This is a genomic window from Actinoplanes sp. NBRC 103695, assembly GCF_030269485.1.
Lineage (GTDB): Bacteria > Actinomycetota > Actinomycetes > Mycobacteriales > Micromonosporaceae > Actinoplanes.
In genome coordinates this window covers 67,548-85,992 of record NZ_BSTL01000037.1, presented here as the reverse complement: position 1 = coordinate 85,992, position 18,445 = coordinate 67,548, and the positions used below count along the sequence as shown (strand labels likewise).

The following is an 18,445-nucleotide window of genomic DNA, read 5'->3' as shown; positions in this document are numbered from 1 at the left end:
GCCGTCGCGACCAGGTACGACAAGCTGAAAAACCGTTACGAGGCAACGGTAACCATCGCCTCGATCATGATCTGGCTCCGCGCCAAACCCGACCGGAGCCGACCATGATCCGTCAGATGCGCTCTAGCTTCTGGGCTGCTGGTGCAGGCTCAGGCCGCTGAACTGGATACAGCCTCGCTCAGCCAGCTCATACAGTGGTACAGGCAAAAGCCATCGACGATGGGCTGGCCAGGTCACACTGTCCACCGTTTCGAGCGACGAGACGTCAAGATCATGATTTGGGACGCTCCGGGACAATGCGACTGGTGGATTTCTTCACCGGACGTTGCCGCACTGGGGGACATGGTCCAGCAACTGCTACCCCTGTCAGACCTGCGCGCTTCATTATGGTCGACCGACGCCGAGGGCACTGCCCTGATACGCCGAGCTCGCAGCAACGCCTGAGGACAGATGCCACAGCCAGCGTCGTCCGCCCACAAAATGTCTCCTCCTTCACAGTCGTCACAGCACATCGGCGGGAAGCCCCGGGACGCCGTCCAAGTGGGGCCGCACGCGGTCATGCCGATGTGAGTGCACGCACAGACGAACCGATTGCTGCGGCGGTTCCGCACATGCGCTGAGGTAAGTGCTCCACCTCATGGATAAGAGGTCGGGTGCCCTTCCACCTTCGAGCGGGTGGGCCATGCCCCAAAAGGACAAGAACCAGGTACTCGCTACCAGCTGGTCATAGCCCACCCTTCGTGCGTCAGACGGCTTTCACCGCGCCTGCCGTCACGGTCCAGTTCTCGCCGATCGCACTCGAGCAGACCGGGGAGGCGAGTAACAGCACCGCAGGGGCTACCTCCTCCGGCTCGGCCAGCCTGCCTGTCAGCATGCCGCCCTGGGACGGCAGTACTTCGAGCAGGGCGCTGTGCTCCATGCCCAAATGTTTCGCAAGGTTGGCGACGTAGCCATCCGGACCCTCCTGGCTGTAACCGCGTACCCCGGAGGGGGTGACGGTATTGACCCGGACGCCCTGAGGTGCCAACTTCTCCGCCAGCCCCCGCGACAACGAATTGAGGGCTGCCTTCGCGGCGGCGTACGGCATAGGAGCCGCGCCGGGCCGCAACGCAGCGTCCGAGCTGATGTTGACGATGGCCCCGCGTGCCTGCGTCAGTGCCGGCAACGCGGCGCGGATCGTACGCACGGCCGCGGACAGGTTCAGCGCGAACAGGTCCGCCCAGACTTCGTCGTCTCCGTCGAGGGGATCGTCGAAGGCGGCGGCCGGCGGGTTGCCGCCGCCGACATTGTTGACGAGGACGTCGAGGTGGGGGCCGGCCGCGCGAACCATCTGCCGTGGCCCGTCCGGGTCGGAAAGGTCAGCGGCGATGAAGGTGGCCTCGGTGGCGTCGAGCTCGGGGGTGCTGTGCCGGGCGACGGCGACTACCGTGGCGCCCTCGGCGAGGAAGGCCTTGACGATGCCGAGGCCCAGGCCCTTGCTGGCGCCGGTGACGAGGACACGTTTGCCCTTCAGCTCCAGATTCATGATTTGTAACTCCCATCGAGCGAAGGTGACGCCTTATCGTTGCGTCGCATCAGCTGGCATCCAATGCCAGCAGAGCAGCCAACCAATGCCGCGCGGTTATCAATCGCAGGTAGAGTCGCCGCCGTGGAGACGCGTGAACTGCGGTACTTCGTCGCTGTCGCCGAGGAGTCGAACTACGGGCGGGCAGCCAAGCGGCTTGGCATCGCGCAACCGGCACTGACCCGGACCGTGCAGAAGATCGAGCGTCACCTCGGCACAAAGCTGTTCGAGCGCACCGGCCGTACGGTCGCCCTCACCCGAGCCGGCTCGGTGCTGTTGCATGAGGGCCGCAACGCCTTGGACGCGGTGGAAGCAGCCGCCCGCCGCACCCGCCGGGCTGGAGAACGGACCGGCCTGATGCTGGTCACCCGGGCCGGGGTCGCCGTCGACTTGCTGGCGCAGCTGCTCGACGCGTACGCCGCCGAGCCGGACGCGGTCACCGTCGAGGTGGCCCTGGTCCAGCCCGGGGGCGCCGAGCCGGAGCAGATGCTGCGCGACGGACGTGCCGACGTCGCTGTCCTGCAGGAGCGGTGTTACTCCGCAACCGGCCTCGAACACGAGGTGATCGCCGTCGAGGGTCAGATGGCGGTCCTGCCTGTCGGTCATCCGTTGGCTGCCCGGGCCACGCTGACCTCGGACGAGCTTCCCGGGTTGCCGCGACCCCGCTGGCCGCTCGCCGACGGCACCTATCCGGACGGCCCAGGGCCGGCCATCCGCGACGCGACGGAGCTGTTCCAACTGATCGCACTCGGCCGCGCCTGCGCCGTCCTGCCCGAGTCGGCCCGCCCGTCCCTGACCAGCGGCGTCGTCTCGGTCCTGATGACCGATGCCCCGCCGATCACGACGCACCTCGTCTGGCCGTCTCGGAGCCGGTCGCGGGAGGTCGCCGCGCTCGTCAGACTGGCCACCTGGTAGACCCAGCGGTAGCGGAGAATCGTGGTTCGTAGTACGCCTCCAACAGCAGACGGACTACTTCCCCGACGAGTTTGTCCGTCCATGACGGCAGTCCCAGCGGTCGTTTCTTCGTCCCCTTCTTCTTGGGGATATAGACCCGCCGGGCGGGCAAGAAGCGGTAGCGTTCGTGGCGCATCGCGTCGATGACGCGGTCGATCTTGCTCAAGGACATGCTGTCCACGGTCTCCCCGTCGACCCCGGGCGTCATCGCTCCGTGGTTGGAGTACAGACGTCCGTAGGCCATCAGGTACAGACTCGGGTTGAAAAGCTGTCGAAACAAATCATTACACGGCAGACCACGCCTGCCGCGCTCACGCAGGACATCCAATACCGTTTCGGCGCTCTGCATTACGCATACCTCCCGGTTCTATGACGTCCGATCACCTGGTCTCCTTCGCCCTGCGGACGGCTTTCCCGTCCTCCTCGGCAGGTCGTGACTCCTGCGACTACTACGAGACCTCCGTCGCCATAGGACTCGCGTCCCGTAGGCGATCCAACGTTCGTCCTTGTCGTACGTATCTAGCGGAACTTAGGTGGCCAACACATCTCCTTGAATACCCTCACTGGGCATCGTTCCGCGCTCCGGAGGTTGCATCGGCAAAAGAATGATACCGACGCAGGACGCGGCACCGGTTCAGGCGTCTTTCCGGTGGATGGCGGCTCGCATCACTGGAGATTAGGCTTCAGGCAATTCAGCTTTCACCGTATTCCGCGGGTCTCGCAGCACCTCGCATCCCTACGCCTGGATACGCCCGCTACTTTCCTGGCATGCTCTGGTCCCCTTCACCTTTCGGATCCAGGTAAGCCATCGGACCCAAGAACCTCCCTCCGAGTTCTTCCCGGCTGCGCCGGGGGATACAACAAGGCGCCTCGTGGCGCACCTCATCTGCCGCCGATATTGCGCGCAGCCCTCAGTCGATGTCTGTCGGCGTCGAGCGCATAAAGCTGACCACAGGCGCTCGCGGCGGGCTGCAGATCAGCCTGCTGCCTGCCGATCATCGAGTCGGCTGAGAACGGCTGGGGGCAAATCATTCGCTTCCAGCCGGTAGGGTTGCCAGCGGTCGTTCGTCTGGGCTTTTATCGACGCCCGGAGCGGTAGCGGCCGGCTTCATCGGTTGTGCCAGCGGACTCGGCGAACGTCGCGCTCGGCACGAGCCAGGCTTTCATGACAGCTCCGCGGTCAACGTCCACCGCGACGAAGAGCATGTCGAGATTGTCGCGCGACGCGAAGGTCTCGGACCGAACGAACGCGTAGAGGCCCTCGGATTGGACACGCTTACTGTCCGACATCCTGGGCTTTGACCTACACAGCGAGCGTCGCAGTAGACCCACGGCGATGAAACACCAAGTCGATGCCCTCATCGTCGACAAGCGTCGTCGAGACGTTGAGGGCGCCGCGGGTCGCCATAATGCAGAACGCCGCGATCAAGTGCTCGGCCGCCTTGCCCATGCGGCTGGCGTCGGCCGGACTCGAGCCGGCGCTGGCATCGTCCTCGCCTTCTACGCCGACCACCGTATCGGCGTTGGCTCCCCGGACGGGCTGGGGCGGCCGGCCGGACGGCACGGCTTCACGCGTTCGATGCCCTGGCAACTCGACGATGCACCCCCATCCGCTTTGATACGCGGGCAATGCCGTGATCCGCTCGGTCGCAAACGCTTCGGCCGGCTGGAGGCACGGCGTGAACCGATGCCAGCGGGCGCTGCCGTCGTTAGCCAGCACGGTCCGTAACCGGTGCTCCAGCACGCCGCCGGGACCGGTCAGCTCGCGCCGCGGTGATCATGGTTCAGGCGCCGCGGAGCAGGGCTCGCAGCAATCGACCCGGCTCGGTAGCCCGTCGCATACGCCGTCACACCGGGTAGACGCGGTACTGCAGCTTTTCGTCGTACCGAAGACCGGTGACTGCCGTGATGATCGACCAGAGGAAGTCCTCGTCCGGGCCCCAGGACGGCAGGGCAATCTCGGCCTCGACCGGCAGTGGCGTTCCTTCGTCCTCGACGGCCACACCGTCGGCGTAGACGTAATGCCGGGTGCGTTCGCCATTCGTGAACAGCGTGAAGCCGTATGTGCTCGAAACGCTGCTGAAGAAGACCACCAAAGCGTCGCCCGGGTCGGTCGGCTCCCAGCCCATGACCACATCCATCATCGGGTTCCAGACCTGCACCCAGCCACCCGACTCGGCGGCATAGAGGGCGTCGGGCTTGAGGGCGCTTGTAGCCTGATCGGCTCCGACCAGTTCGCCGCTGAAATCTGTGATGGCGAGTTCGTCCACAGCCTCGTCTACCGTCACGTTCTGACGGAAAAGCACCGAGGTGTTCCAACCCATGATCAAAACCTTTCCTTGTACGGCGAGGCCGCCGCCCATTGTTCAGGGCGGCACCGTCAGAACAGCTGCGGCTTACAAAAACGTCTCGGCGGCGGCCAGAACACCGCAAGCATCCCGCGTCCGGAAATCCGAGACCGCCAGGAATTCCCCCACACCCGCACTTTAGCCCGCTCGCTTGACGGCCAGGCCACGTCCTGAATCTCCGCCCGGACCGGCGATGGCCTACGGCACCGCCTTAGATCTTGATGTTTGATCAAAACAGCGCTCCGAGCGTTGTCAGCGGCAGATCCGGATGCCCGCTGAGTGAACCGGTCCGCACCCGAACTCATCTCAGGATCGCCAGGACCATGGTCGCCGCGCCGGCGGCGAGGACGATATCGATCAGGATCTCGTGAGTGTGGGTGCCGATCCGCTCGACGACGCGTCGCGCCACCACAGAGCCGATCAGGAGAGCACTGCCGATCAACACGCCACGCATGACAATGGCCGGGGAAAGAGCGTCCGCAAACCCGAAGGTGGCCAGCTTTCCGGCATAGAGCAGCAGCGAGCTGGCGGCCTCGCTACCAAGGAACGCACCGCCACTCAGCCCGTAGGCTGTGAAGATCGGCACGCTGATCGGCCCGGTGGAGAACAGTATTCCGGTGAGGAATCCGACCGCCGCGCCGCCAAGCGCCAGGTGCCACAGGCGGAACCGCCAGTGCGCGACGGCACCGCTGCGGCGTGCGGCGATCATCGCAAGGAAAAACGTCGCTATCGCGCCGTCGGCAACCTGCTCCGGGATCGTCAACAGCGTATGAGCGCCGAGAACGGCGGCCGGTACGCCGGGCGCAGCGTAGGCCACGGTGGGTTTCCACGCGATATGTCGCCACCAGACGACGACCCGGCCTAGGTTTCCCATCACCGCGGCGATCCCCATCACCGGAACCGCGACCCTTGGCCCGTACGCCCAAAGAAGCACCGGGAGTAATACCAGAGATGAGCCGGTTCCCACCACCCCGCTGAGGACACCGGCGATCAGCGCGAGAACGAGCAGCGCAGCGGGTGCCAGCATCAAACGCCTAGCGAACTTCGAAACTCAACGGCGGAACTTCGGTGTCGTACCCTCGCTGAGTGCCCGGCGTCGCATCCATGCCGTGGAGGCTAGCGAACATCACGAGTGCCGTGGCACCCGCTCACCGGCACGAGCGTGCGTTGGGCCGCCCCCGAGGTACGCGTCACGCGCGCTGATCCCGGTGGCGGCGCCCTGACCCCGGCCGGCAAGCCCTGCTCGCCCTGGCCCACCTGCGCAACGGCGACACCCTGACCCGCTTGGCCGCCGGCTTCGAGATCGGCGTCACGACGGTCTGGCGTTACGTCCGCGAGGCCGTCGACCTGTTCGCCGCGACCGCCGACGACCTGGACACCGTCATGACCCGGATCCGGCTGCTGGCGTACGCGATCCTCGACGGCACCCTGATCCCGATCGACCGGGTCGCCGACCAGAAGCCGTACTACTCCGGAAAGCACAAGCGACACGGCATTGCCCGTGACCTGCACCGTCACGATGAAAATGGCTCGCTCAATGACCGCCTGGTGCAAGCGACGGATGGGCTTGCAACGTGTCCGCCACGACTGATGCAGTGTCGGGACGTGACAGCTGAAGCATCCAGCGAAGACCCGTGGGCGTCGTGAGTTCGACCTCGCCGTACAGCATGACTGGCAGCTGCCTGTTGTTGGTGAACCGGCGGTCGGGACCGCCGCTCTTGTTGACGTACTGCCAGGTCGTGCCGACTCGGTCGCTGTCGCGCGGCACGCCTCCGCTCTCGACGAATTGCAGCGTGTGGCATGTCGCGTGGAGGTCGCGGTAGTCCAGTTCGCACCACTTACTGGCGGAGCGCATCAAGATTCTGTCGGGCAAGAACGCCAGGCTGTGCTTGCCGCTTCTGAACGTGGGCAGGTCAGTGTTGCTAACCACCCGACCGTGCGGGGAGGAGGTAACAGAGACTCGGTCCCGACTCACAATGTGGTCCGCTCCGGCGTTGATTTTTTGATGGTGGAAGTTTTGAGTTTTTCCTTGTTGCACGACCCGCCAGATCGCGCCCACCTGTGCTACCTGGGGCCATGCGCTGCGAAGCCTCGCGTGCCAGTCCGCCAATGAGCCGTCGACCTCGTAGTCAATTCTCACCTTGTGACCAGCACGCAGCACAGCGAGTGTCACCGTCGCGGCCGAGCCGATGACTAGCACTATGAGCGGCGGCCAATTGACAGTCTGGGTTGAGGTGACCACCGCAGACGTGTAAGCCCTCAGAGACCGGGGCCCCTTCGGCGGTTTCGAAGGGGCTTCCTGTATGTCGCGCCTGCCGCCGGGTGCACCGACCCTCATCCGGACGTTGACACCAGACCCTGATCACAACAGATGTCTAGCGCGGGCCGTGCCAGGCGAACAGATCGCCCGACGAGTCGGCGGCGTAGACCATGCCATCGCCGGCCACCAGTTGTTCGACGTAGCCGATCTCGTCGGACCGCCAGATGACCTGGCCGCCGGCCGGGTCGAGGGCACACACTCGCGAGTCGACCCTGGTGAAGAGCAGGCCGTCCGCGGTGTGGAACGGGCGTTCCAAGCCGTCGATCTGCCAACGGTGCTCGCCGTCGCGCGCGTCAAACCCCGCGGCGCCGCGCCCGTTCCACCATCCCACGCCGGGCAGGTCCTCCACACCCAGGATGATCGTGTCATCGACGACCGCGGCGCATTCTGGAGCCGTGTCCTGCGCGATCCATCGGTCAGCGCCGGTGGCCGGATCGAGCACGACGACATGGTCGTAGCCAGCCGCGACGATGTGATCGGCGCCGGCCGCGATGAGGTGCCCGGCATCGGACGCCCTTTTCCACTGCGTCGCGCCGGTGCGCGCGTCGAGCGCGTGCAGTTCCGTGCTGGTGTCGGCGATGAGTCGCTCACCGGCCGGAATCAGGGTGGAGGTGAACCCGACGAGTCTGCGCCTCCAGAGTGTTGCGGTCAGCTCCGGGTCGACCCGCCGATACTCCCAGCCGTACGTGGCCGGATCGCCCTGCCAGTTTCCGCCGGTGTAGAGCTTTCCGGATTCAGCGACCACGAATGGGGTGTTCTCATCGATTCTCGCGAGTCGTTTGCCCGTGCTCAGGTCGACCGAACTGAGCCGGTTGCCGCCGACGTAGGCCCGGCCGCCCACGAACGCCACGCCGTTGCTGTACACCCGCCCCTGGCCGGTCTTGAGGCGCCAGCGAACGACGCCGGTCGCCGATTCGCGCGAATGGACCGTGCCGAACTCGTCCACCGCGCAGAGCTGGCGACCGACGGGGTGAAGGGCGGCGACCGGCGAACCCAGCGGCGCGGTCCAGGCGAGCGGGGTCTCGGCGGGCCACCGTCGCGAGCCGGTACGGGGTAGCTCGGGGGTCGGGACTGTTCCGGCCACCACGTTTAGCAGCGCGCCGACGCTGAGCCCGGCCGCCGCGCCGATCAGATGGCGGCGGCTGATCCAATTCTCGCGATCCCGCATGGCCGCCTTCTCATTGACGAACACCAGTAGAGTGAGGTCTCCGTGAGCGCAGGTGGCCGAATGGTATCCGAGACCGTCTACTACGAACAGCACGGCGTCCGCGTCACCTCCTCCGAAATCCTCATCGGAACGGTGGGACATCCGCTCCGCAGCGACATGCGAGTAGCTGTCGAGCGACGCGGGCAGCTGCTACCGCGCTGGTTGATCGCGGTCTACGCAATGGCGCTCACCACGCTGTCGTGCACCTACTGGATCGAGCCGTCGGGCCGCCGGTTGATCGTCTATTGCGCGGTCTGTGTCGTCTGCGGCTATCTTTCCGGGTCCGTGTGGAACGCGGCGGCAAAAGATCGAGTTTCGCTGTCGCTCACCGGCCGCGACCACCTTCTTCTCATGACCTTTCCCGACCAGTACGTCGAAATCCACGCCGGCGACCCACACGTGATCGGCGGGATCAGCCGGGCTATCCAACGCGCCCTGGCCGAGCTACGCCGATAAGCCCACAGCGCCCGAGGCGATTGCCCGCACGTTTCCGGCGATGTTGATCAGTGCCGACGTCCCAGGGGCGATCTTGTGACGTGCTAAAGGTTTGATGCACGGTCCACAGTCACCGGAAGGCCCGGCGCCGAACGGGACGAACGGCGAGGCTGTGGTCGTCCTGGCGTGCTCCCGTCGGACCTCGGCTCGCCAGGCCCGCGCGGCGGTCCATGTCGCTTCGTCAGTATTGCGGAGGCGAGTACGGGACCTTGCCCGGTGACCTACCCCCCATTATGGTCTGTCTAGCGGTACGAAGGGTCCATCCAGCGGACCATTGGGTAGTCGGGAGCCTATCGATGAAGACACGTGCCCTCCTTCCGGTCCTGCTCGTCGTCGCTGTCACGGTCGGGCCGTCGACGGCGTTCGCGGTCGAGCCGGCCGGTGGCGCCGGGCGGTCCGAACCGCCGGGCCTGGTCCCGACGGGCGCGGACATGCCGGCCGTCGGCGGCAACCTGGCCAACCAGCATTACTCGGCGCTGACGCAGATCAACCAACGTAATCTCGGCAGGCTGGCTCCGGCATGGCGTACGCATGTCTCGGCGGTCCCGCCCATCAGCGACGACGTCGGACAGCAGACGACGCCCATCGTGGCCGACGGGGTGATCTATCTCGACACACCCGGCGGCGAGGTGATCGCCGTCGACGGCGCGACCGGCCGGCCGAAATGGAAATGGGCGCCGGAGGGCTTCGAAGCGGCGGACACCCGCCGCGGAGTCTCGATCGGCGGCGGGAAGGTCTACACGCTGGCCGGCGGCGATCGCATCGTCGCTCTCGACAAGGACACCGGTGAACAGGCCTGGGTCTCGCAGCCGGCCGCGCAGGCCGGCGTCGACCTGGGCAACATCGACCGGGTTGCGACGGTGTACAGCGACGGCGTCGTCTACGCCCACGCGGCCAACGGTGACCGCGCCGCGGTGGTGGCAGTGCGCGCGAGTGACGGCGCGTACCTGTGGCATTTTTTCGGCGGCCCAGAGCGCGGGACGATCTACAGCGACGTCAACGGCAGATCTGTCGACGCCGACGCCACCTGGGGTCCGGCGCTGCCTGACGGTACCGAGTGCGGTCTGGTCGGCGGCGCGACGCCGTGGATGCACGGGGCTGTGGACCCGGAACTCGGCCTCTACTACCTGACCTTCGGCAACCCGCGCAGCTGCCGCAGCTCACAGGACGGCTCGCTGCGGCCGGGGGACAACCTTTTCTCCACCACCATGGTGGCGCTCGACCGGAGAACCGGCGCGTACAAGTGGCACTACCAGTCGATCCGGCACGACGTATGGGACATGGACAACGTCCACCCGCCCACGCTGGCGGACATCAGAATCAATGGCCAGAAGCGCAAGGTGGTGTTCTACGGCAGCAAGTCGGGGCACCAGTTCGTGCTCGATCGCACGAACGGCAAGCCCGTCCTCCCCGTTGTCGAGAAGCCGATGATCCAGGATTCTCGGCAGCGCAACGCCGCGACGCAGCCCTTCCCCGCAGAGCGTCTGCTTCCGGAGTGCGTGGCCTGGCAGAAGCTGGACCCGCGTACTGTCCCGGGTGACCCGTGGCGCGCAGTGCCGAACTACAACGGATACCAGCCCGACGCCGACGGCAACTTGGTCTTCAACCCGGACAGCTATGTCAAGGCCGATGAGCCGTTCCTGACGTATCCGCCGGGTTCGACCGCGGACCACCGCCGGGGCTGCATGTACGACCCTCAGTGGGACCTGCCGATCCTGTCGACCACCAGCCCGAACGGTGGTGGCGACTGGTCGAACCACTCCTACAGCCACAGCACCAACATGGTCTACTACCCGTACGGCGTGAACCCGGTCGCGCATTGGAACGGCGCCGCGTCCAACGGCCAGCGGGCCATCGGTCAATACCAGACCGGCGGCATCCTGGCCTACGACGCCTCGACCGGCAAGATGAAGTGGCGCAACCACCTCGGTACCGACATGGCGCACGGTCAAGGTCCTCTGACGACGGCCGCCGACCTGCTGTTCGTCGGTCAGATCGACGGCCGCCTGCTGGCGATGGACGCCCGCAGCGGCGCCGTTCGGTGGCAGTTCCAGACCGGCTCGGGCATCGCCGGGGCCCCGATCACCTACCTGGTCGACGGAGTGCAATACGTCGCGGTGCTCGCCGCCGGCTCCACGAATCCGTACGGCGCCTCCGTCACGCAGGGCGACTCGCTGTGGGCGTTCAAGCTCGACGGTGCCTACACGACGGAGTCGGGCAGCCAGGAGGGGCCGGACACCGCTCCGCTGACGATCCGCCGGCCTGTGCAGGGCGACCCGGTGGAGGGCGCGACGGTGCGCAATACCGTGCTGCTGGGCCGTCAGGACCGCACCACCGACACCGCCGCAGCGCGCGACAGTACCTCGCAGCGCGGCATGGCCCCGACGCACCTGCGGGTGCCGGTGGGAACCACCGTGACCTTCCTGAACCCGGGGGCGGAGACCTTCCCGGACAATCCCAACCGGCTGTCGCACTGCGCGACTCAGTACTTCGAGGGATTGTTCAACCCGCGGCTGGCCCCGGGGGAGCGTTTCGAGTTCACCTTCGACCGCGCGGGTGAGTACTACTTCAACGACTGCACCGACCCGCGGCCGGCCGGCAAGATCGAGGTGTATCCGACTCCGCGGGATCTGCCGGGCGCACTGCGGTTCGTACCGTCGACCCTCGACCTCGGCTCACGAACCGGCGTCTTCACCGGGGTGCGCGGCGTCGTCACGGCGACGGTGCGTCTCCCGGCCGGCTACCGCCTCGACGGCGACGTCGTGTTGCGGGCGCCGTTGTCGCGGACTCCCGTCGCGGCCAAGCACACCACGACGCTGGGCCGCACCCTTGTCGTGACGTTCGACCGGGCTGACCTCGACAACAACGTGCCTGTGGGCGATGCCGTGCCGTTGACGTTGGTGGCCGAGTTCCAGCATCAGGGCAAGCAACAACAGCTCACCTCGACGGCCACGGTGCGGGTCGTCAAGTAGGACATGCCGGCTGGTCGTGCGTCTCACATGCCCGCAGTGAGGCGCTCGGCCCGCTCGTCGTACGCCCGGAAGGGGTCCTTGCCGAGACCTGTCCGCTGCGCCTGGTGATTCAGCTTGAGATGCAACCGGTCGTCCAGAACTCGGCGGCGGTCGATGGCGGTCATGAGATGGCGTTTCGGTTCGCGAGGTGGGCGCGTGAGGCGGCGATGGCGAGACGTGCGTGCTCCTTGCCGCCGACCTGGGCGACCAGCCGCGCCTTCGGGACTTCGAGGGCGTACGGCAGGCCGGGCGGCAGCGCACCGAGGATGCCGTGGATGTCGATGCCGCCCTCGCCGGGAAAGAGCCGTTCGAACCTCGCGGTGTGGATGAGACCTTCGTTGGTGTCCGGCACGGCGGGCGGCGCGTCGCAGAGGTGTACGAAGTGGAACCACTCCGACGGCAGCTCGCGGAGGTCGGCGACGCTCGACCCGGAGCGGGCGAAGTGCAGCAGGTCGACCAGGATGCCCGCGTTGGATGCGCCGGCGCCGCGGAGCACCCGGACGGCCGAGTTCAGATCCGGTGTCTCGGTCCAGGACGGGAACTCGAGGTCGACCGTGAGCCCGAGGGGCCGGGCCATCTCGCACAGCAGCGCGAACCGATCGGTCTTGCGGGCGCGATCGGGATCGGGCAGCTGCGCGATGACGTGCCGTGCCCCCAGCTCGGCCCCGGCCTCGAGGAATCGCTGGAAGTCGCGTGGATCTTCGTCGGGGCTGATCCGGGCCAGTTCGATGTCGAGGACCTCGACGCCGGTGGCGGCGAGCCGGACCTTGGTCGTACGCATCAGGGCGGGGTCGGTCGCGAGGGGGTAGTGCGGTTCCTGCGGGGTAACTCGGGTCAGCCGCAGGCCGACATACCGGTATCCGGCATCGGCGGCGGCGTCGACCAGCTCGGGTGGGGAGAGGCTGAGCGCGGTCAGATGGGCGAGCGAGAAGTCGGGCTGCCGGTCCGTGGCGGTGGGCGAGGTGTGCCGGAGGCTGAGCAGGCGGCGCTCGCGGTGGGCGGCCATCCGGACCGGGGCGCTGACCGGCCCGCCGTAGCCGTCGTACCGGTCGATGCGCTGGACCACCGCGAAGAAGACGCGGTGGCCGAGCATCTCGGTGTAGAAGTGCAGGTAGGCACCGGTGTCGTCGCAGTCGTACAGGATCGAGTTCGTGCGTAGCTCGGCCAGCAGCTCGGGCGGCAGGGCGAGACGGGCATCGAGGTCGGTGTAGTAGTTGTCCGGGATCTTCAGCAAGGGCGCGCCGCGGGCACGCATCGAGCGAGCGCTGGCTATGGCGTCCGTGGTGCGGAACGCGACGTGCTGCGGGTTCGGGATCACCGGGGCCCAGTCGCCTCGGCGAAGGGGCGCGGTGTTGAGCGAGATCCGCACGTGGCGGTCCGCATCGCCGGCTGCCCGGGTACGGATCATCCCGAACGGTGCTGCCACCTCGGAGGTCTCGCCCGCCCGCAGGCCCAGCACCGCACCGTAGAAGAGGGCTGCCTCGTCGAAGTCGTCCACCGGGGCGGTGAGGGAGATGTGGTCCGTGCCCGTGATGTGGCCGGCGTCGGGAACGGCCTCGTCGCGGGGTTCGAAGTCCTGCAACCAGTTGCCGGCTTCGGCGCCGGTGCGTACCAGGAAGAGCGAGGTGCCGTCCGGCGCCGCGATCGAGGCCAGATCCGCCTCGGCGGGCTCACGCAGGCGGGGGAGCACGGGAGAGAGCAGTCGTTCGGCACGTTGGGTGGACCGCATCGGATCCGCGCTCTCGACCGCCAGCGCGCAGACCGTGGCCGTGCCCGGGGTGACCGTACGTTCGGCGGCGAAGTTCAGCAGTATGCGGGCCTTGCCCTGTTGCCACAGTTGCACCGGCTTGGAGCGGTGCTGGCCGGCGTGCCGGAAGCCGAGTGCCGTCAGAGCGCGTTCCAGCACCGGGCCCGAGACGGCGTCGACCGCGAGTTCGGTGAAGACGATGCCGCTGACGCCGGGCGCGGGTGGCAGACCGTGCACCCGGAGCCGGTCCCGGATCGGGGGAGGTGCCGTCACGGCGACCGCCTCGCGCAGGCTGAGCAGCGACCGCATGCCATTGATGGCGGCGTGACGCGGATCGGCCTGGCGATAGACGTCGTCCGAGACCTCGAGCACCAACGGACCGGCGTATCCGGTGCTGAGAACGTGCCCGACGAAGGCGGTGAGATCGAACGACCCCAGTCCGGGGAACAGGCGCTGATGCCGGCTTCGTTCGGCCACGTCCATGGTGGAGGTGGCCGCGTCGGCCAGCTCGAGCTGGAAGATCTTGTCGCCGGGGATCACCCGGATGCCGGCCGGAGCCTCGCCGCGCGAGAGGACGTGGAAGCTGTCCAGGCACAGGCCGAGTGCTGCGTGGCCGGCGCGGCGGACGATCCGCCAGGCGTGCGGGACGGTGTTGACGAAGCGGCCCCAGGCGAGAGCCTCGTAGGCGAGGCGCAGCCCGTGCGTCTCGGCGCGGGTGGCCAGCGCGCTCAGCTGCTCGGCGGCGAGATCGTCGTCGTCCACGGCCTCGGCCGACATCGAGGAACAGACGACGACCGTCCGCACGCCGATCTGCTCGAGGACGTCGAAGGTACGCTCCGCCCGCCGCAGGTTGGCGGCGAAGGTGTCCGGCGGCACCGCCTCGATGTCGGGCATGGCCTGGTAGGCGTCGACGGTGAGTCCACGCCGGGCGCACTCGTCGCGGATACGGCGCGGCGACCACGATGTGGTGACGAGGTCACTGCCGGCGAGGGTGATGCCGTGGAACCGTGCGGCCGCCGCGGCGGCCAGCTTGTCCTCGAGGATGCCGGAGAGGCATGTCGTGCCGACGGAGAGCTGGAATACGGTCATGCCTGTCCTCCTCGACGAAAGGACGCCGGTCAGCCCAGGTAGGTCGGGCGGATGGACGGCGGGATGGGTCCCTTGTTGCGCCGGCCCTGGCCGATCTCCTCCCAGGCGTGAGCGAGGATGCCGACGCTGCGGCTGAGGACGAACAACCCACGTGCCAGGGGTGCCGGAAATCCCAACTCGGCGTAGACGACCGCGGTGACACCGTCGATGTTCATCGGCACGGGCTTGCTGCGGCCCCGGTTCAGGGCGGCCTCGACCGCCAGGGCGGCCTGCAGGTGAGCACCCTCCACCACCCCTGCGGCGACCGCCTTCTCGACCAGGCCCAGCAAGGGATCACGACGAGGGTCGCGGGTGTGGAAGCGATGGCCGAAGCCGGGAAGGTACTTCACGCCCCGGGCCCGCCAAGCGCCGATGACCTCGTCGGCCGCCTGTGGCAGCGCCGTTCCGGTCGCCGCCCGCTCGCAGATCTCGTCGAGCAGCACCACACACTCCTGGCCGGCGCCCCCGTGTGAGTCGCCGAGCGTGTTGATCGCGCTGGCCATCGCGTTGTTCAGGCCGACGCCGCAGGTGGCGGCCATCCTCGCCACCGCGATGGAGGGGGCGTGCGGGCCGTGGTCGACGCCGGCGACCAGGGCCGCCTCGAGCAGGCTCGCCTGGGCGTCGCTGGGCCGTCCGCCGCGCAGCATCAGCCAGATCATCGAACCGAATCCGGTGGTCCCGATCAGGTCCTGAACCGGGATCCCGCGGAGTTCGACATGATCGGGCTCGATGCGGGACACCGCGGTGCCCCACCAGTCGGCCGCCGCCGCATCGCTCATGGCGTGACACTAGCTGCCGGTCCGACGTGCGGTCCATAGGGACCGCAGAGTGGATCAGAATCCGCGAAACCTCTGGTTGTGCCGTACGAAACATCGTCCTTATATTGGGCCGGACCTTATAGCGGACCTTCTGGTCTGCCTGGTGGACCACGGAGGTATGGGCATGACAGAACTTCCACGGCGGGCGGTCCTGCGAGGGGCAGCCGTCACCGCCGCGGCGACAGCGGCCGCGGCGACATCCGGTGCGCAACCGGCGGCGGCCGGCACCCGGCACGGCGGCGGCACCGAGCCGACCACCAAGCAACCGATCACCAGCCGGGTCCCGCGTGGGCTGGACGAGTACTTCGACCCCTACTACAACGTGGTGCGTGGCCGGGTTCCGGCTTCGTACCACCCGTGGGTGGCCGACCGGCAGGACCGCATCCTGCTCTACACGCGCACCGCGGGCCCGCGCCACGCCCACCTCGGCCCGGCGCTGCCGGCCGGCCTGAACCCGGCGCTGACCGCCGCCCATGTCCTGCAGAACGCCGTCATCAGGTGGATGGGCGAGGTCGGGGTCCAAGTGGACTGGACCGAGGACGTCACCCAGATGCCGGGGATCGGCAGCACCTACAAGGCGGTCGTCTTCGGCAGCACCAGCCGTGACACGCTGTGGAAGCACGGCACCGCGGTGCAGCCGGCCTTCGCCGTGAACACGACGACCGGCGCCCACCTCGACGCCGCCAAGACCGCTCTCCGGCAGTACATGCGGGCCGGCGGCGGTTTCGTCGGCATCCACAACGCCATCGGCGGCACCGAGTACAACTGGCCGTACTACGAGGGCCTGTGCGGCGGAACCCAGTACTACGACCACGGCGCCAACCAGGAGGGCACCGTGGTCACGTACGCGAGGGATTCGTCCACTCAGGGACTGCCGCAGCGGTGGCAGTTCAAGGACGAGTGGTACAACTGGATGCCCTTCCCCGAGCGGGTCAAATTCCTGCTCGGCGTTGACGAGTCGACGCTCGCCACGAGGTCGGGCACCCATCCCGGCCATGGGAAGTTCCATCCCATCTCCTGGTGTCAGTACTACGACGGCGGCCGTTCCTGGGTGACCGCCCTCGGCCACGACTCCGCCGCCTGGACCGACGGCTCCGGCTTCGTCGGACAGGCCTTCTTCAAGAAGCACATCGTCAACGGCATCCTGTCCGCCATGGGCAAGCTCCCGTTCTGCGTCTGAGCCGGGGGCGGGAGCAGCGGAACTCGGCCGGCCCTGTTCCGGCCGGCGACGCTCTTGACATCGGCATGTTTCGAGGTCGATAACTAACGTACCAGTCCGTACAAAGGCGCTGGAGGTTCGGCACGTGGCCGGCGATCGATATCTGGTGGGTCTCATCGGTGCGGGTATCGGCACCTCGATGAGCCCGGCCCTGCACGAGCGCGAGGCCGATCGCCGCGGTTTGCGGTACCACTACCAGCTGATCGACATCGAACGGCTCGGGCTGTCACCGGCCGACGTCGGCGATCTGGTGTCGGCGGCCGGCCGGCTCGGGTTCCGTGGCCTGAACATCACGCACCCGTGCAAGCAGGAGGTCCTGAAATATCTCGACGACCTCGCTCCGGAGGCCGCCGAGCTGGGCGCGGTCAACACCGATCGAGGCGGCGATGACTGATCCGTCAGCGGCCTGCGTCCTCGGCCAGCAACCGGGCGCCCTGGGCCCGCCACCGGCGCAGCACGTCGGGCAGCTCGCTGTTGTGCTCGCCGAGCGCCGGAGGCGCGGAGTCCGGCGCGAGCGGGACCTCGTCGAACAGGACCCCGCTGCCGCTGACCCGCAGGGCCCCGGTGGCGTCACCCGGGGCGCCGGGCGGGAACGGCAGATCGGTGACGAAACCACGGCCGTCGAGCTGCTCCAGGGCGACCGCCTGGGCCACGGTGAGGATGCGTGCGGCGGGCACGCCGGCCGCGGAGAGCCTCCGCTCCCACTCCACCGCCGGCCGGTCGCGCAGGGCGTCGTTGAGCAGGTCGTTGAGCTCGTGGCGGTGGGCCTTGCGGGCTTCCCGTCCGGCGAACCGGGCGTCGGTGATCAACTCCGGCCGGCCGACCAGGCGGCACAACGTCTCGAACTGTTCCTGCCGGTTCGCCGCGATGTTCAGCGGGCCGTCGGCGGTCTCGAAGGTCCCGGAGGGTGCCGCGGTGGCATTCTGGTCGCCCATCGGGGCCGGCTCGACCCCGCCGACCAGGTAGTTGGAGACCGCCCAGCCCATCGCCGACATCGCGGCCTCGAGCATCGAGACGTCGAGGAAACGGCCGCGGCCGTCACGCTGCCGCCCGGCGAGTGCGGCGGCGATGGACAGTGCCGCGGTCAGTCCGCCGACGGTGTCGGCCACCGGGAAGCCGACCCGCAGCGGCGCCGTCTCCGGCGTACCCGTCACGCTCATCATCCCGGACAGTCCCTGGATGATCTGGTCGTACGCCGGAGCCTGGCTCATCGGGCCGATCTGCCCGAATCCGGTGATGGCGCAGTAGATCAACGCCGGGTTGAGCTCGCGCAGCCGCTCCCACGGATATCCGATGCGAGCCAGCACTCCGGCCCGGTAGTTGTCGACCAGGACGTCGGCGCAGCCGAGCAACTCCTCGAAACTGGCGCGACCCGCCGGTGCCTTGAGGTCCAGCTCGACCGACTTCTTGCCGGCGTTCTGGGCCAGGAACGACGCCCCGAGCCCGGCCGCGTTCAGCTCGGGTACGGGGCCGAGCTGGCGGGCCAGGTCGCCGCGGCCGGGCATCTCCACCTTGACGACCTCGGCGCCGAGCAGCATCAGGTGGTAGGTGCAGTACGGCCCGGCGAGGACATTGGTCAGGTCGAGGACGCGGACACCGTCGAGTGGACGATCCTGCATGCGCGACGCTCCTTC

16 protein-coding genes and 1 pseudogene are annotated in these 18,445 nt (G+C 67.8%); 6 read left to right on the top strand and 11 right to left on the bottom strand.

Annotation, left to right across the window (positions count from 1 at the left end; all coding sequences use genetic code 11):
• Positions 1-745: 745 nt before the first annotated feature.
• Positions 746-1,525: an SDR family NAD(P)-dependent oxidoreductase gene (locus QSK31_RS42250; RefSeq protein ID WP_285690537.1), complete on the bottom strand. Its 780-nt coding sequence runs from the start codon at positions 1,523-1,525 to the stop codon at positions 746-748.
• 123 nt (positions 1,526-1,648) lie between these two features.
• On the opposite strand from QSK31_RS42250, the gene QSK31_RS42245 reads away from it, so the two are divergent.
• Positions 1,649-2,479, top strand: a complete 831-nt coding sequence (locus tag QSK31_RS42245) for a LysR family transcriptional regulator (protein ID WP_285690536.1) — start codon at positions 1,649-1,651, stop codon at positions 2,477-2,479.
• Here QSK31_RS42245 and QSK31_RS42240 read toward each other — a convergent pair.
• The 5 genes from QSK31_RS42240 to QSK31_RS42220 form a co-directional block, all read right to left on the bottom strand.
• Complete coding sequence (locus tag QSK31_RS42240) at positions 2,460-2,867, bottom strand: reverse transcriptase family protein (RefSeq protein ID WP_285690535.1); 408 nt, start codon at positions 2,865-2,867, stop codon at positions 2,460-2,462. The genes QSK31_RS42245 and QSK31_RS42240 overlap by 20 nt on opposite strands.
• A gap of 728 nt (positions 2,868-3,595) precedes the next feature.
• Positions 3,596-3,808 carry a hypothetical protein gene (locus tag QSK31_RS42235; RefSeq protein WP_285690534.1) on the bottom strand — a complete coding sequence of 71 codons (213 nt, stop codon included), beginning with the start codon at positions 3,806-3,808 and terminating at the stop codon, positions 3,596-3,598.
• Between the two features lie 13 nt (positions 3,809-3,821).
• Positions 3,822-4,238 carry a hypothetical protein gene (locus QSK31_RS42230; RefSeq protein ID WP_285690533.1) on the bottom strand — a complete coding sequence of 139 codons (417 nt, stop codon included), beginning with the start codon at positions 4,236-4,238 and terminating at the stop codon, positions 3,822-3,824.
• Positions 4,239-4,365: 127 nt separating this feature from the next.
• Entirely contained in the window at positions 4,366-4,842 is a 477-nt protein-coding gene (locus QSK31_RS42225) for a hypothetical protein (protein ID WP_285690532.1), read from the bottom strand.
• Between the two features lie 325 nt (positions 4,843-5,167).
• The gene (locus QSK31_RS42220; RefSeq protein ID WP_285690531.1) at positions 5,168-5,893 is read right to left on the bottom strand and encodes a sulfite exporter TauE/SafE family protein; all 726 of its coding nucleotides are present in this window, start codon (positions 5,891-5,893) and stop codon (positions 5,168-5,170) included.
• Between the two features lie 176 nt (positions 5,894-6,069).
• Here QSK31_RS42220 and QSK31_RS42215 point away from each other — a divergent pair.
• Positions 6,070-6,363: pseudogene (locus tag QSK31_RS42215) on the top strand (helix-turn-helix domain-containing protein); the annotation flags it as partial.
• A gap of 878 nt (positions 6,364-7,241) precedes the next feature.
• On the opposite strand, the gene QSK31_RS42210 reads toward QSK31_RS42215, so the two are convergent.
• Complete coding sequence (locus QSK31_RS42210) at positions 7,242-8,354, bottom strand: outer membrane protein assembly factor BamB family protein (RefSeq protein ID WP_285690539.1); 1,113 nt, start codon at positions 8,352-8,354, stop codon at positions 7,242-7,244.
• Between the two features lie 60 nt (positions 8,355-8,414).
• Here QSK31_RS42210 and QSK31_RS42205 point away from each other — a divergent pair, with 60 nt between their 5' ends.
• Together QSK31_RS42205 and QSK31_RS42200 are read left to right on the top strand one after the other, a co-directional pair.
• Complete coding sequence (locus QSK31_RS42205; protein ID WP_285690541.1) at positions 8,415-8,849, top strand: hypothetical protein; 435 nt, start codon at positions 8,415-8,417, stop codon at positions 8,847-8,849.
• A 209-nt stretch (positions 8,850-9,058) separates the two neighbouring features.
• Positions 9,059-11,860, top strand: a complete 2,802-nt coding sequence (locus QSK31_RS42200) for an outer membrane protein assembly factor BamB family protein (RefSeq protein WP_285690530.1) — start codon at positions 9,059-9,061, stop codon at positions 11,858-11,860.
• Between the two features lie 23 nt (positions 11,861-11,883).
• Here QSK31_RS42200 and QSK31_RS42195 read toward each other — a convergent pair whose 3' ends face one another.
• The 3 genes from QSK31_RS42195 to QSK31_RS42185 are packed head-to-tail and all read right to left on the bottom strand — an operon-like array spanning position 11,884 to position 15,553.
• The gene (locus tag QSK31_RS42195) at positions 11,884-12,024 is read right to left on the bottom strand and encodes a hypothetical protein (RefSeq protein WP_285690540.1); all 141 of its coding nucleotides are present in this window, start codon (positions 12,022-12,024) and stop codon (positions 11,884-11,886) included.
• Positions 12,021-14,735 (bottom strand): TIM barrel protein, encoded by a 2,715-nt coding sequence (locus QSK31_RS42190; RefSeq protein ID WP_285690529.1) that lies wholly within the window; start codon positions 14,733-14,735, stop codon positions 12,021-12,023. Before QSK31_RS42190 ends, QSK31_RS42195 begins: the two co-directional genes overlap by 4 nt.
• 29 nt (positions 14,736-14,764) lie before the next feature.
• Entirely contained in the window at positions 14,765-15,553 is a 789-nt protein-coding gene (locus QSK31_RS42185; protein ID WP_285690528.1) for a citryl-CoA lyase, read from the bottom strand.
• Between the two features lie 163 nt (positions 15,554-15,716).
• Here QSK31_RS42185 and QSK31_RS42180 point away from each other — a divergent pair, with 163 nt between their 5' ends.
• Together QSK31_RS42180 and QSK31_RS42175 are read left to right on the top strand one after the other, a co-directional pair.
• On the top strand, positions 15,717-16,772 hold the full coding sequence (locus QSK31_RS42180; protein WP_285690527.1) for a ThuA domain-containing protein: 1,056 nt from the start codon (positions 15,717-15,719) through the stop codon (positions 16,770-16,772).
• A gap of 124 nt (positions 16,773-16,896) precedes the next feature.
• Entirely contained in the window at positions 16,897-17,205 is a 309-nt protein-coding gene (locus QSK31_RS42175) for a hypothetical protein (RefSeq protein ID WP_285690526.1), read from the top strand.
• Positions 17,206-17,209: 4 nt separating this feature from the next.
• Here the strand turns inward: QSK31_RS42175 and QSK31_RS42170 are convergent, their stop codons facing one another.
• Complete coding sequence (locus QSK31_RS42170) at positions 17,210-18,430, bottom strand: CaiB/BaiF CoA transferase family protein (protein ID WP_285690525.1); 1,221 nt, start codon at positions 18,428-18,430, stop codon at positions 17,210-17,212.
• Positions 18,431-18,445: the final 15 nt, after the last annotated feature.